The organism is Aquicella lusitana (genome assembly GCF_902459475.1).
GTDB classification, from domain to species: domain Bacteria; phylum Pseudomonadota; class Gammaproteobacteria; order DSM-16500; family DSM-16500; genus Aquicella; species Aquicella lusitana.
The window spans coordinates 1,211,282-1,224,845 of the sequence record NZ_LR699114.1 but is presented as its reverse complement, the minus strand read 5'-3'; the positions used below and the strand labels follow the sequence as shown (position 1 = coordinate 1,224,845).

12 protein-coding genes are annotated in these 13,564 nt (G+C 46.7%); 8 read left to right on the top strand and 4 right to left on the bottom strand.

The window, feature by feature from the left end; genetic code table 11:
• Positions 1 to 45 precede the first annotated feature (45 nt).
• The 4 genes from AQUSIP_RS05620 to AQUSIP_RS05605 form a co-directional block, all read right to left on the bottom strand.
• Positions 46 to 846 carry a DUF5630 domain-containing protein gene (locus tag AQUSIP_RS05620; RefSeq protein ID WP_147277467.1) on the bottom strand — a complete coding sequence of 267 codons (801 nt, stop codon included), beginning with the start codon at positions 844 to 846 and terminating at the stop codon, positions 46 to 48.
• Between the two features lie 96 nt (positions 847 to 942).
• Positions 943 to 2,019 carry a ribonucleotide-diphosphate reductase subunit beta gene (locus AQUSIP_RS05615; protein WP_114833903.1) on the bottom strand — a complete coding sequence of 359 codons (1,077 nt, stop codon included), beginning with the start codon at positions 2,017 to 2,019 and terminating at the stop codon, positions 943 to 945.
• Positions 2,020 to 2,137: 118 nt separating this feature from the next.
• On the bottom strand, positions 2,138 to 4,975 hold the full coding sequence (locus AQUSIP_RS05610) for a ribonucleoside-diphosphate reductase subunit alpha (protein WP_114833904.1): 2,838 nt from the start codon (positions 4,973 to 4,975) through the stop codon (positions 2,138 to 2,140).
• 383 nt (positions 4,976 to 5,358) lie between these two features.
• Complete coding sequence (locus AQUSIP_RS05605; protein WP_114833905.1) at positions 5,359 to 6,912, bottom strand: hypothetical protein; 1,554 nt, start codon at positions 6,910 to 6,912, stop codon at positions 5,359 to 5,361.
• Positions 6,913 to 7,146: 234 nt separating this feature from the next.
• Between AQUSIP_RS05605 and AQUSIP_RS05600 the strand changes: the two genes are divergently transcribed.
• From AQUSIP_RS05600 to fabF, 8 genes are all read left to right on the top strand, one after another.
• On the top strand, positions 7,147 to 7,665 hold the full coding sequence (locus AQUSIP_RS05600) for a YceD family protein (protein WP_114833906.1): 519 nt from the start codon (positions 7,147 to 7,149) through the stop codon (positions 7,663 to 7,665).
• 151 nt (positions 7,666 to 7,816) lie between these two features.
• The gene (gene rpmF / locus AQUSIP_RS05595; RefSeq protein WP_114833907.1) at positions 7,817 to 8,020 is read left to right on the top strand and encodes a 50S ribosomal protein L32; all 204 of its coding nucleotides are present in this window, start codon (positions 7,817 to 7,819) and stop codon (positions 8,018 to 8,020) included.
• A 5-nt stretch (positions 8,021 to 8,025) separates the two neighbouring features.
• A complete protein-coding gene (gene plsX / locus AQUSIP_RS05590; RefSeq protein WP_114833908.1) occupies positions 8,026 to 9,069 on the top strand; it encodes a phosphate acyltransferase PlsX in 1,044 nt (347 codons plus the stop codon).
• Positions 9,070 to 9,074: 5 nt separating this feature from the next.
• A complete protein-coding gene (locus AQUSIP_RS05585) occupies positions 9,075 to 10,031 on the top strand; it encodes a beta-ketoacyl-ACP synthase III (RefSeq protein ID WP_114833909.1) in 957 nt (318 codons plus the stop codon).
• 22 nt (positions 10,032 to 10,053) lie between these two features.
• Positions 10,054 to 11,004, top strand: coding sequence for an ACP S-malonyltransferase (fabD, locus tag AQUSIP_RS05580; RefSeq protein ID WP_114833910.1), 951 nt, complete (start codon positions 10,054 to 10,056; stop codon positions 11,002 to 11,004).
• Positions 11,005 to 11,013: 9 nt separating this feature from the next.
• A complete protein-coding gene (gene fabG / locus AQUSIP_RS05575) occupies positions 11,014 to 11,769 on the top strand; it encodes a 3-oxoacyl-ACP reductase FabG (RefSeq protein ID WP_114833911.1) in 756 nt (251 codons plus the stop codon).
• Positions 11,770 to 11,968: 199 nt separating this feature from the next.
• Entirely contained in the window at positions 11,969 to 12,229 is a 261-nt protein-coding gene (gene acpP, locus AQUSIP_RS05570) for an acyl carrier protein (protein ID WP_114833996.1), read from the top strand.
• A gap of 56 nt (positions 12,230 to 12,285) precedes the next feature.
• On the top strand, positions 12,286 to 13,527 hold the full coding sequence (fabF, locus tag AQUSIP_RS05565) for a beta-ketoacyl-ACP synthase II (RefSeq protein ID WP_114833912.1): 1,242 nt from the start codon (positions 12,286 to 12,288) through the stop codon (positions 13,525 to 13,527).
• The last annotated feature ends 37 nt before the right edge of the window (positions 13,528 to 13,564 follow it).

The following is a 13,564-nucleotide window of genomic DNA, read 5'->3' as shown; positions in this document are numbered from 1 at the left end:
ATTTATTAGCAGAAAAGACGTTTTTTGCTGCAATAGTTAGGCAGATTAGCTGCGCGAGATGGAGGGGATTACTAGGCTCGGAGAAGTGGATTGATCAGAGATGTTCTGCTTTATTTCGTTAATAATTTTTTTCGCTTCTTTATGAAAATATGACAAGTGAGGACGTTCGGCAGAGCCATAATAGATGGCATATTTTTCATAAGCATAGCTAATCATGCTTTGAATGTCCCGGTTCCCAAAGACATTACTTTTACTGAGTCCTTCCGGTCCGTAAGCATTATATATCGCTTCTTTTGAGTAGGGTTCAAGCTCAAGCGCACAATAGAGATAAATCAGAGCTAGATTATAAGCTTGAGCAGCTTCGATCTCCGCATTTCCATCATGATGATATAAATCTGCCAACCAGATGTAAGCATGGGCGGACAAAAGATACCCTGGCGTTAAATGTTTTTTTGCCTTTTCGGCATAGTCTATTATTTCTCTTTCTGCCTGTGTAATTCTGGATTTTTCTTTAGGCTGTTCCTTTAGGCTGGGAAGCAGGATGGAAAAAAATAGATATTGGAGCGCGTGGAAGGAGGCATAAGCGTTAGCTGCTTTTTTTAACATAGTCGTTTTTTTGCTTACATCTTCACATCCCAGAGCGCAGAGATACAAATAAGATCCGATGAATAAGTCATGGGCTGAAATAAGGGGCTGTGTTTTAAGATGATGGCAAACGAGCAGGTTCTGGTACTCGCTATCGTGTAAATTGCTTTTACAAAGCACATTAAAAAGCCTGATGGAAGGCTTTTCGCGCAATACCGCTTTTTGAATTTCGCTATTATTCAGAGAGTTTCTGAACATCATCCTATTTTTTCTCACATGTTCTAGCAGTTCTCTATTTGCATAAATAAAAAAGGCAGGGAAGCTTCCCTGCCTTTTAGACGAGTCATTCTATACGAATCAATCATCCCAACTCAATGCGCCGCCGGTTTGATATTCGATAACACGCGTTTCAAAGAAGTTTTTCTCTTTTTTGAGGTCCATGATTTCACTCATCCATGGGAAAGGATTAGTGCTGCCTGCAAACTGCTGCGGTAATCCAATTTGAGCGCAGCGGCGGTTGGCGATGAATTGCAGGTAATCCTTGAACATTTCGGCATTCAAACCCAGGATGCCACGAGGCATGGTATCTACTGCATAAGCATATTCTAGGTCTACACCTTCACGGATCATGGCGATGATTTCCTGTTTAAATTCATCCGTCCATAGATGTGGATTTTCTATTTTAATTTGGTTGATGACATCAATACCAAAATTGAGATGCATGGATTCATCTCGTAAAATATACTGAAACTGCTCGGCTGTTCCTGTCATCTTGTTACGGCGGCCCATGGATAGCACTTGGGTAAAGCCTACGTAAAAGAAAATACCCTCAAAAACCACATAGAAAGCAATTAGATCACGCAGCAGGCGTTGGTCATTTTCAAGTGTGCCGGTGCGGAAATTGGGATCCCCCAGGCTTTGTGTATATTTCAATGACCAGGCTGCCTTGCGAGCGACCGAAGGTACTTCGCGGTACATATTGAAAACTTCTGCTTCATCCATGCCTAAACTTTCAATAACATATTGATAAGCATGCGTGTGGAGTGCTTCTTCAAATGCTTGCCGCAACAGGTATTGACGGCATTCTGGATTGGTAATGTGTCTATACACTGCCAATACCAGATTGTTTGCTACCAGTGAGTCGGCCGTTGAGAAAAAACCAAGGTTGCGCTTAATAATAATGCGTTCATCTTCTGTTAGACCATGCGGGTCTTTCCAGAGTGCCACGTCTGCCGCCATATTAATTTCATTTGGCATCCAGTGATTGGCGCAAGCATCCAGGTATTTTTTCCATGCCCATTGATATTTAAAAGGGACTAATTGATTAAGGTCGGCGCGGCAATTAATAATTTTTTTGTCATCGACTTGCAAACGTGCCGCGCCCATTTCAAATTCCAGGCCAGTAGCTCCGCCAATATTCACTGCTGTTGACATATACAGTCCTCCATCTTTTTATTCGCTGCACACTGTGCAGAAACTCCGTCCTTGAGACGGAGTTTTAGCAATAAGGTTTTAAAAACAGCCCGCACGATGAGCCGAGCGGGCGTTCCAGTTATTGACATGCCTCGCATGTCGGATCGGTGATCAAACAGGCTTTAGGCGCTGCTTCTGCAGTGGAAGCGGGTTCAACTTGCACCGCATTCAGCGACCGATCGTCAATGGTGGCTTTTTCGGCATTCGTTGCACCCATGCTGCGCAGGTAATAGGTTGTTTTCAAACCGCGTATCCAGGCATGACGATAAAGCTGATCCAGTTTTTTACCAGAAGGCTGCGCCATGTAAAGATTAAGCGATTGCGATTGATCAATCCATTTCTGGCGGCGTGATCCTGCTTCTACCAGCCAGATCGGATCCACTTCGAACGCTGTCGCGTAAATCTGTTTTAATTTCTCAGGCATGCGACTGATCTTGGCGACGCTGCCATTGAAATATTTGAGATCGTTGACCATGACTTCATCCCATAATCCTTCTGCTTTCAGGTCGGCAACCAGATAAAGATTAATCACTGTAAATTCGCCAGAGAGATTCGATTTGACGAACAAGTTTTGGTAAGTCGGCTCAATGGATTGTGACACACCACAAATATTGGAGATGGTTGCGGTGGGCGCGATAGCAAGCACATTGGAATTACGCATCCCTACTTTCATGACACGTTCACGCAGCTTGCTCCAGTCAAGTGTCTGTGTCTTATCCAGTTCCAGATAGCCGCCGCGATTTTGCTCGAGGAGGGCAATCGAATCAATGGGAAGAATTCCTTGGCTCCATAGCGAGCCGTCGAAAGTGGAATAAGGACCGCGTTCTTCTGCAAGATAAGTGGAGGCTTCGATGGCAAAATAACTAATGAGTTCCATGGAGCGGTCAGCAAATTCTACCGCTTCCTGCGATGCATAAGGCATGCGCAGCATATAAAGCGCATCCTGAAAGCCCATAATGCCCATCCCTACCGGACGGTGTTTCAGATTGGAATTACGCGCTTGCGGCACGGAGTAGTAATTGATGTCAATGACATTATCCAGCATGCGCAGCGCTGTGTGAATGGTGCGACGCAGTTTTTCCTGATCCAGTCCTTTCTCCGTCATGTGTGCAATGAGGTTGATGCTGCCCAAATTGCAAACCGCGATTTCATCACGCGACGTATTAAGCGTGATTTCCGTGCAGAGATTGGAGCTGTGCACCACACCCACGTGCTGCTGAGGTGAACGCAGATTGCAAACATCTTTGAACGTAACCCAGGGATGGCCAGTTTCAAACAGCATTGTCAGCATTTTACGCCAGAGCACCACCGCTGGAATTTTCTTGAAGTTTCTGATTTCACCGCGCGCAGCTTTGGCTTCATAAGCGGCGTACGCTTCTTCAAATGCCTTGCCGTATAAATCATGCAGATCAGGCGTTTCGTCTGGTGAAAATAATATCCAGTCCTGATTTTCCGCCACGCGTTTCATGAACAAATCTGGAATCCAGTTAGCGGTATTCATGTCATGTGTGCGACGGCGCTCATCGCCTGTGTTTTTACGCAGTTCCAGGAATTCTTCAATGTCTTTGTGCCAGGTTTCAAGATAAGCACAAACAGCACCTTTGCGTTTACCGCCCTGGTTGACGGCGACAGCAGTGGCATTCGCGACATTCAAAAAGGGCACTACACCCAGGGATTTGCCATTGGTTCCTTTGATCCGGGCGCCCATGCCGCGCACGTTAGTCCAGTCATTTCCCAGGCCGCCTGCATATTTGGACAGCAGCGCATTGTCTTTGATGGCGCCATAAATACCGTCAAGATCATCCGGCACGGTGGTAAGGTAGCAGCTCGACAGCTGGGGACGCAGTGTGCCCGAATTAAAAAGCGTAGGCGTTGAACTCATGAAATCGAATGAAGAGAGGAGGTTGTAAAATTCAATGGCACGCTTTTCTTTCTCTTTTTCCTCAATGGCAAGACCCATGGCAACGCGCATGAAAAAGGCTTGCGGCAGTTCAAACCGCATGCCTTCCCAATGGAGGAAGTATCGGTCATAGAGCGTCTGCAAACCAAGATAAGTGAATTGCAGATCCCGTTCGGGCTTGATGGCGGCTGCGATCTGTGCAAGATCAAATGTCTTTAATCGGGGGTCCAACAGTTCCAGCTTGATGCCTGCTTCCAGATAAGCTTCCAGATAAGAAGCGTAAGCATTTTGCATTTCACTTGCGGTAAGGTTGTCGTTCAGTTCCAGAAAGCCGAGCGCTTCACGGCGCAAATCATCCAGCAATAAGCGAGCTGCGACATAGGTATAGTTGGGTTCTTTCTCAATGAGGGTGCGAGCCGACATGATCAGTGCTTTGTTAACTTCACGAATGGGCACGTTGTCAAACAGGTTTCGTTTAACATCTTCAACAATGAGAGTCGGTGACACGCTGGTTAAATTGGCGCAGGCACTTTCTACTTGTTTTTGTAGCGATTCGAAATCGAGCGGTTTCACTGTGCCGTCAGGCAAGGTCACATGTAAAACAAATGCCGCTTTTTTATTCTCTGCTTCCATTTGCTTCTGTTCACGAGCACGGCGCCGTTCTTCGCGATAAAGCACATAAGCTTTGGCCACTTTGTATTCAGCGGTGCGCATCAGTTCAAGTTCAACTTGATCCTGAATTTCTTCAATGTGTATTGTGCCGCCACTGGCCAGCCGGCGAACGAATGTGTCAGCAATTTTTTTTGTCAGACCAGCCACTTTTTCATGAATGCGGGAAGAACCTACTGCCGTATCTCCCTCGACAGCCAGAAAAGCCTTCGTCATGGCAACGGCGATTTTAGTGGCGTCGAAGGGGGTTACGGTGCCATTGCGGCGTATAACCTTGATGAGTCCCGGAGCGGTCTGGGTAATCTCAAAATGGGGGGCATAAGTGATGGATGATGGTTGGGTGTCCATGCTCTTCTTTCTCCACGGATAAATAATCAATTACTTAATAACATAGTTGTGTTCATACTTGCGCAAAACCACAATATGTAGTTGTTTTTATGTATTAAGATAACAAGATAATGTATCTCGCTGCAGATAGCAAGCAAAGAAAAATACGCGTTTTAATATGCCTCTTTTTCCAAAAAAATGGAAAATTTCTGTCGAGAAGAAGGTCGATTTTTAGAACAGACGTAGATGGGATGGCAACGTCTTTACCTGGTGTTTTCATTGTTGGAGGCATGACAAAATGACGGGTGAAGTTTTTGATGCCGAATTCTGTCATGCGTGCAAGATTCCGCGTCAGAGGAGTCAAGCGCGAACGTGCTGGCCGCACTTGAGTTTTCCGGGACGAATTAAACTTTGTTATAAGGTATTAAATCCGGTTGTTGATGAGGGGTCAACACGGATGGTGTAAGCGGGGCTTTTGCTTTTTGGAAAATACTTAGATTCCCAAGAAAGCCTTTGTCTTGCTGCTTAAACGTGTTGGCTTTTTCATACGTCACCACATCTTCAAGGGTCGGTGATAACTTGCCCTCACTGGGCGGCGGTGCGATTTTGGTATTAAGGGCTTTGAAAGTAACAACGCTGTTTACAATGGCGCCAATGGAGGCAGTGAAAGCAGGGAAACTATCGCTCATGAAATGTTGCAAACTTGAGAGCCAGGAAGAGGGGGTTTGGCTTTCGGGATCTGAGGGAAAAAGCGTTCCCTTATAGACATTATGAGGATTGGCTAAAATACCCTGACCAACGCTGCGCATGGCATCGCCGCCATAATAATTGATTACGCCGAGCGTTCCCTCGTTGGCTAAAGTTACAGATGATTGCATTGGCTTTTGCGGGAAACGCTGGAACGCTTCTTTTATAATCTTTAAACTTTGAAGCATTGTTTCGCGTGTTTCTGCTGCATTTCTGCCATAAAAAATCGCAGAAATAATGCCTGCAGGCAGGCCGATGAGAAACTGCACGCCTTTATCCCAAGTCTTGATGTTGCTGTGATCGCTGAAAATTTCTTCCAGCTTGATTAAACCGTCTAGGCCCTTCTGAGAGAAGGCAATAAGCGCAAAGATGGAGCAAACGATGACGAGTGAACCATCGACCAGCGCCTTGCCAGCATTTTTCACTTGTTCGGAAGCGGTACCAGGCTTAAAGACATCATGGTGTTCTTGATCCAGTCCATCCAGGTGTTCCATTAAACGGATAAAGGTATCATGGTCGAGTGATTTTCCTTGCAGAAAGTTGGAAATTTCCCCATGGTACGTTGGGTTCACATGCTCCAGTCTTTCAATGGCAGATTTTTGTAATCTCAGTTCCACATCAAGCCGATTTTTTATACTGTGCCAGACATCAAATAAACCGGTGAAGCGGCTGGTAGTCGTATTAATAAATGACAGGGTGCCAAAAAAATAGCCTACCGAGGTAGGGGCCCACAGATAGCCTGCAATAGCGATGGCAAACATGGGAAGACCACCATAGGAAGCAACCAGTCCCAACACCACGCTCAGGAGGCGGCTTTCTTTGAGATTATTTAAAACACTCTCCACCGCTTTAAGGTTAAAACGGCTAAACATGACGGCATTAATACTGAATGAAGATAAAGCGCTGATGACGGCGTTCGCCTGCTCGGAAGTAGATAGACTGGAAAACCATTCCAGACTGTACTCCTTAGCGGAAGTATTTGTTCTGGCGCCCAAAGCATTAAAGCCGAGGTTGGAGGCATGCAGTGTACCAATGGCAGTGGCGGCAATAAATTTCAATGTTTGCGCATGCTTGGAGGCGGGCTTATCTATTGGGTTCCGCGTAAGAAGAGGGGTAATTTCCGTAGAATTGTCCGGAATCGAGGATTCATCCATGTTTCCCTGATTTAACTGAGAAAAATCAATTACCACCGAATCGCGGCTTGCACTCATTTTGTCCCCTCATTTTGCTTTATTTTTAAAATATAGGAATGGCGTAAAGTGTACTCCCTGTAAGCTTAAGATATTCTTAAGAGATGTTTAGCTGGTTTAATACTTAATCTGGTTTAATACTTAATAAAGATTGGTTGCTCTTGATTAAGGTTATATTTTTATAAAACCGATTATACTACGTAAGAATGATGAATCTTATTTGACACATGGGGTAAGCACCCATAAAATGCGCACATGCCTGAAAAATTGATACCAGAACATATAGATCCCTTTCGCTATGCTGAACAGAACTTAGGTCTGGACGGTATAGTGAAAATTGCCAGCATGCATCGTCTTAGCTCTATCGTGAGCTCGGATGGGGGTGTTACCGTTGATTTGCAATTCGGGATTGATGAGCAGGGCATCCGATTTTTAAAAGGGCACCTGGAAACCAAGCTGTCATTGCAATGTCAGCGTTGTATGGAGCCCTTTGTTTATGAAATAATGTCGGACTTTGTCCTGGGTATCGTTACCACGCTGGACGAAGCCAATGCGTTGCCGGAGCGATATGAACCTGCCTTGGCAACAGACGGTCAGCTGGCATTAAGAGACCTGATTGAAGATGAGATTATTTTAAACTTGCCAATTATTCCTAGGCACGAGCCTGAAGATTGCAAAGTAAAACTGCCTTTATCCGATTCAGGATGGGAGCAGGAGAAAGGTGAAAATCCTTTTCGTGTGCTGGAATCTTTAAAAAAGCACAAGCAGCAATAATTTCATTACTAAAGGTTTTTCGGGGAAAAGAGAGGTCTTTTTCCTTAGGACCAAGCGCACGAAGGAATTGTCGTGCAAGCGGATGTAAACATAGAGAAAAATCCGGCGCTGCGCTGGGTTTTTATAAATTAGAAATTGGGGAGTCTCCACAATGGCTGTTCAAAAAAGTCGAGTAACGCGTTCAAGACGTGGCATGCGTCGTTCACATGATGGTTTAACAAAACCGACATTGTCTGTTGATGCTGCTACGGGTGAAACTCATCGTCGTCACCACATTAGCCCGGAAGGTTACTACAAGGGCCGGCAGGTGATTAATAAATCCGTTACTGTTGAAGAAGAAAACGACGAAGAGTAATCTGTTTGACTCGCATTATCATAGCAATTGATGCAATGGGAGGCGATCACGGTCCTCCCGTTACTGTTCCCGCTTCGCTGGAAGCCCTGGCCAAATACCCTGACTTGCACCTTATCTTGGTGGGAGACCAGGCGGTTTTGCAGCGCGCCTTGCAATCACGTTCATACGATAACCAGCGATTGACCATTCAGCATGCCTCGCAGCAGGTTGAAATGGATGAGCTTCCTTCGCAGGCGTTGCGGACTAAAAAAGATTCTTCCATGCGGGTAGCGATCAATCTGGTTAAAGAAGGCCGTGCCCAGGCTTGCGTGAGCGCAGGCAATACGGGTGCTTTAATGGCGACAGCCCGCTTTGTCCTGAAAACCCTGCCCGGCATTGATCGGCCTGCCATTGTTTCTACTTTTCCTACCATGAATCCGGCTAAAAATATGCGTATGCTGGACCTGGGCGCCAATGTGGATTCCAGTGCTGAACATCTGGTTCAATTTGCCGTCATGGGTTCCGTACTGGCTTCTGCGGTAGACAATATTGAAAATCCTAAAGTCTATTTGCTGAATATTGGTGAAGAAGAAATTAAAGGCAATGAGCAGGTTAAACAAACCGCGCAGCTGTTAACCACGCTTAGCGCTATTAATTATGCCGGTTATATTGAAGGCGACGTTATTTATCAGGGCGATGCGGATGTAGTAGTGTGTGACGGCTTTGTAGGGAATGTGACACTTAAAACCACAGAAGGGGTTGCCATTTTTATTGGCAAGCTGATCAAAGAAGCTTTCATGCGCAACCTGTTTACTAAGCTTGCCGGCTTGATGGTTAAACCCGTCCTAAAAGCATTTGTGAAGCGGATCGATCCGGCCCGCTATAATGGAGCCACCTTTATTGGCCTCCAGGGAACCGTGATAAAAAGCCATGGCGGTGCAAAGAGTCAAGCTTTTATGCATGCCATTGAAGAAGCCATGATTGGCGTTGAGAAGAATGTTCCTGAACGTATTCGGCACGAAGTCGAGCGGTTATTAAAAAATCCCTCATTACACTCTGAAAGTGAGTGAAACACATGACATATTCCAAAATTTTAGGCACCGGCAGTTACCTTCCTGAAAAAGTGCTCACCAACCACGACATGGAAAAAATGGTCGACACAACAAATGAATGGATTGTGGAGCGCACCGGCATCAAGGAACGCCATATTGCAGCGGATGATGAAAACGCCGTTACTATGGCAGATCAGGCTGCGCGCGCTGCGTTAGCAGCAGCTGGGCTTCAGCCTCACGATGTGGAAATGATTATTGTTGCTTCTACAACACCTTATATGGTTTTTCCCAGCACGGCCTGTTTGCTGCAAGAGCGCTTTGGCATTGCGGGTTGCCCCGCTTTTGATTTAAACGCAACGGCGTGTGCGGGCTTTATGTATGGCTTTAGCATTGCTGACCAATTTATTCGAACAGGCACAATAAAAAATGCACTTGTCATCGGCAGCGAAATAATGTCGCGTGTGGTTGACTGGAATGACCGCAGCACCTGTGTGCTTTTCGGTGACGGTGCAGGCGCAGTGGTGCTAGGTAAAAGTGAAGAGCCCGGTATTTTATCGACACATTTGCATGCGGATGGTACCCATAAAGACGTGCTTTACCTTCCTTTGGGAACACGTAAAACACCCAACCTTGAGTCAGTTAAAATGCTAGGTAACCCGCTTTTCAAACTGGCTGTTAATATTCTGGGTGACCTTTTCGATGAAACCCTGGCTGCGAATGGATTGCAAAAATCCGATGTGGATTGGCTTGTTCCACATCAGGCGAATATGCGAATTATTCAGGCCATGGCTAAAAAGCTTAACTTGCCAATGGAGCGGGTGGCCATTACCTTGGACAAGCAGGGTAACACTTCAAGCGCTTCTATTCCTCTGGCGCTCGACCAGGCTGTGCGTGATGGACGCATAAAACGCGGTCAGATGCTGATGATGGAAGGATTCGGCGGCGGCCTTGCCTGGGGCTCGGCCTTGGTAAAGTACTAAATGAATAATGGTTGATAACATAATGACTAACAAATCATTTTCTATTGTTTTTCCGGGGCAAGGATCACAATCAGTGGGAATGCTGGGGGACATAGCCGCTCAGTTTGGCGAAGTTAAAGAAACCTTCACTGAAGCGTCTGATCTTTTGGGTTATGACATGTGGAAGCTGGTTTGCCAAGGCCCTGCCGAGGAACTGGACAAGACCACGCATACGCAGCCAGCCTTACTCACGGGCTCTTATGCGATATGGCGAATCCTGCAGTCAAGAAAACCACTAAAACCCGCGATGCTGGCGGGCCATAGCCTGGGTGAATATACTGCTCTCGTTTGTGCTGGTGCGTTAGCTTTTAGCGATGCGGTCCGCATTGTGGCAGCCCGCGGTCAGTATATGCAGGAGGCTGTTCCACCGGGTATAGGCGCCATGGCGGCTATCATCGGACTAGATGAGACTCAGGTAGCAGCGATTTGTAAACAGTCTGTTACTTCCGAAGATGAAATATTATCACCAGCGAATTTTAACAGTATTGGCCAAATTGTAGTGGCTGGTCATCAGGCAGCCGTTATACGGGCAGTGGCGCTCGCCAAAGCGCAGGGGGCAAAACTTGCCACGCTTATCCCGGTCAGCGTACCTTCTCATTGCGAACTAATGCGGCCGGCAGCAGTCCGGCTGGTTGAATTATTGGCGGGTATGACCTTGCAACAACCGATGATTCCCGTGCTGAGCAATGTGGATGTGATGCCTTACCGCGGTGCGGATTCGATTCGTGACGGCTTAGTTAGGCAATTGTATAGCCCGGTACGCTGGGTAGAGATGATTCAGCAGATGATCCAGGCAGGGGTTTCGCATATAACTGAATGTGGTCCGGGCAAAGTATTGACCGGCTTGAACAAGCGCATTGATAAAAGCCTGCAGCTCATGGCGACATCCGATCTCGCAGGTCTTGAAGCTGTATTGACGTTAGAAACAGAATAGGAGCGCATCATGTTTGGCGAAGGATTACTGGCGGATAAAGTCGTATTGGTGACGGGCGCAAGTCGCGGCATAGGGCACGGTATCGCCCTGACTTTAGGACGGGCGGGTGCGGTCGTAGTAGGGACAGCAACGACACAGGAAGGCGCGGATCGTATTACACTTGCTTTTCAAAACGAAGGCTTGAACGGGGCAGGCATGGTATTAAACGTGACCTCACCTGACTCCATCAATGCGTTGATGGCCGCTATCAAGAGCCATTATGGTGCCGTCAATATTTTAGTGAATAACGCGGCGGTGACACAGGATAATCTGTTTTTGCGCATGAAGGATGACGAGTGGTTTCAGGTCATTGATACAAACCTGAACTCTATCTATCGCCTTAGTAAGGCTTGCATCAAAGATATGCTAAAGGCCAGATGGGGCCGTATTATCAACATCGGCTCAGTAGTCGGTTCCATGGGAAACCCGGGCCAGGCTAACTATGCTGCGGCAAAAGCAGGCGTGGTCGGGTTTAGCAAGGCGCTGGCACTTGAAGTAGGCTCACGCGATATTACAGTGAACACCGTATCACCCGGATTTATTGCGACGGACATGACCAACGCCCTGTCCGATGAACAGCGCGAAGCGATTTTCCAGCGTATCCCCATGCAGCGTATGGGAAGTATCGAGGACATCGCTGCTGCAGTACTGTTTCTGGCATCAAAGGCGGCCGGTTATATCACGGGTCAGACCCTGCACGTAAATGGCGGTATGTATATGAACTAATGTACAAACCTGAAATTCCATCTTGCAACTTCGCGGTTTTCGAATAAACTAGCACAAATTATAACCCGACCCGCGCTTTTCAAGGGTGGTGTCGGAGTAATTCGGTGCAGGCAAGGATAGGGAGTGTCGGGTTTTATCTCCTGCAGAGAAGGCTAATAATTATTGTTTTTTATCAAAAGAGGATAGAGTAATCATGACTATGAAAACGAATGAAATTGAAGCACGAGTTAAAAAAATCGTGGTTGAACAACTGGGTGTCAAGGAAGATGAAGTTACCACTGACGCTTCATTTGTGGATGATTTAGGCGCAGATTCACTGGATACAGTGGAATTAGTAATGGCGCTCGAAGAAGAATTTGAAACAGAAATTCCAGACGAAGATGCAGAAAAAATCGTCACGATTAAAGACGCAGTTAACTACATTGTTAACCGTATGGAAAAGGAAACAAAAGCCAGCTAATCAAGCCGCGCTACGATTGTTCTATCTTGTTCCTAATCGAGAAGAGGGTTTTCAGCTTGAATAAACGGCGTGTTGTAGTAACAGGCCTGGGGATGGTGACACCACTTGGCCATGATATGGAAAGTACGTGGAAGGCTATTATCGCGGGTAAAAGCGGTGTGGCCGCAATTGATCATTTTGATGCGTCTGATCTCAGCTGCCAAATTTGCAGCCGTGTCAAAAACTTTGACGCGTCCCCCTACATGTCGGAAAAAGAAGCACGAAAACGCGATTATTTTATTCAATATGGAATGGCTGCAGCGATGCAAGCCATTCAGGATTCGGGCTTGGAAGTCTCTGAGGCGAATGCACACCGCATTGGTCTTGCTGTCGGTTCAGGGATTGGCGGATTGCCCTTGATTGAAAAATCGCATGCTGTCATGCTGGAATCCGGACCTCGCAGGATTTCTCCCTTTTTTATTCCAGGTGCCCTGATCAATATGATCGCAGGCAACCTCTCTATTCAATACGGTATGCGCGGTCCGAATATTGCACTGGTCTCCGCATGCACAACGGGGACACATAATATCGGTGTTGCTGCACGCACTATTGTTTATGGTGATGCAGATGTCATGATTGCAGGCGCGTCAGAAATGGCGACCACCAAGCTGGGTCTTGCCGGCTTTGCTTCCATGCGTGCACTCTCTACACGTAACGATGCGCCGGAAAAAGCAAGCCGCCCCTGGGATAAAGACCGTGATGGTTTTGTATTGGGTGACGGTGCAGGGGTTATTGTTCTCGAGGAATATGAACACGCCAAAGCGCGCGGTGCAAAAATTTATGCGGAATTAATTGGTTTTGGCATGAGTGCAGATGCACATCACATGACTTCGCCTGACCCTGAAGGCAAAGGCGCAGCCAGTGCTATGAAAGCTTCGCTCATCGATGCGGGTATTAAGCCCGAAGAAGTGCAATATATCAATGCCCACGCTACTTCCACGCCTGCAGGTGATGAACTGGAGGTTAAAGGCATTAAACGTACCTTCGGTGATCATGCGTATCAATTAGCTGTCAGCTCTACCAAATCCATGACTGGCCATTTACTGGGTGCAGCGGGTGCGGTGGAAGCTATCTTTTCTATTCTTGCCATTCGTGACCAGGTGGCGCCTCCTACGATCAATCTGGAAAATCCCAGCGAGAGTTGTGATCTGAATTTCGTTCCCAATCAGGCGCAGCCCATGAAGATTGATGTTTCGCTTTCCAACTCATTTGGATTTGGCGGAACGAATGGAACATTGGTTTTCAGGAAGATGAAATAATAACAGTACCACAGATTGTTATGCCGACTTTTGCCGG

Excerpts from the sequence above, each read along its gene's own strand:
- AQUSIP_RS05620 (WP_147277467.1), bottom strand. The coding sequence starts at position 846 with ATGATGTTCAGAAACTCTCTGAATAATAGCGAAATTCAAAAAGCGGTA.
- AQUSIP_RS05615 (WP_114833903.1), bottom strand. The coding sequence starts at position 2,019 with ATGTCAACAGCAGTGAATATTGGCGGAGCTACTGGCCTGGAATTTGAA.
- AQUSIP_RS05610 (WP_114833904.1), bottom strand. The coding sequence starts at position 4,975 with ATGGACACCCAACCATCATCCATCACTTATGCCCCCCATTTTGAGATT.
- AQUSIP_RS05605 (WP_114833905.1), bottom strand. The coding sequence starts at position 6,912 with ATGAGTGCAAGCCGCGATTCGGTGGTAATTGATTTTTCTCAGTTAAAT.
- AQUSIP_RS05600 (WP_114833906.1), top strand. The coding sequence starts at position 7,147 with ATGCCTGAAAAATTGATACCAGAACATATAGATCCCTTTCGCTATGCT.
- rpmF (WP_114833907.1), top strand. The coding sequence starts at position 7,817 with ATGGCTGTTCAAAAAAGTCGAGTAACGCGTTCAAGACGTGGCATGCGT.
- AQUSIP_RS05585 (WP_114833909.1), top strand. The coding sequence starts at position 9,075 with ATGACATATTCCAAAATTTTAGGCACCGGCAGTTACCTTCCTGAAAAA.
- fabD (WP_114833910.1), top strand. The coding sequence starts at position 10,054 with ATGACTAACAAATCATTTTCTATTGTTTTTCCGGGGCAAGGATCACAA.
- fabG (WP_114833911.1), top strand. The coding sequence starts at position 11,014 with ATGTTTGGCGAAGGATTACTGGCGGATAAAGTCGTATTGGTGACGGGC.
- acpP (WP_114833996.1), top strand. The coding sequence starts at position 11,969 with ATGAAAACGAATGAAATTGAAGCACGAGTTAAAAAAATCGTGGTTGAA.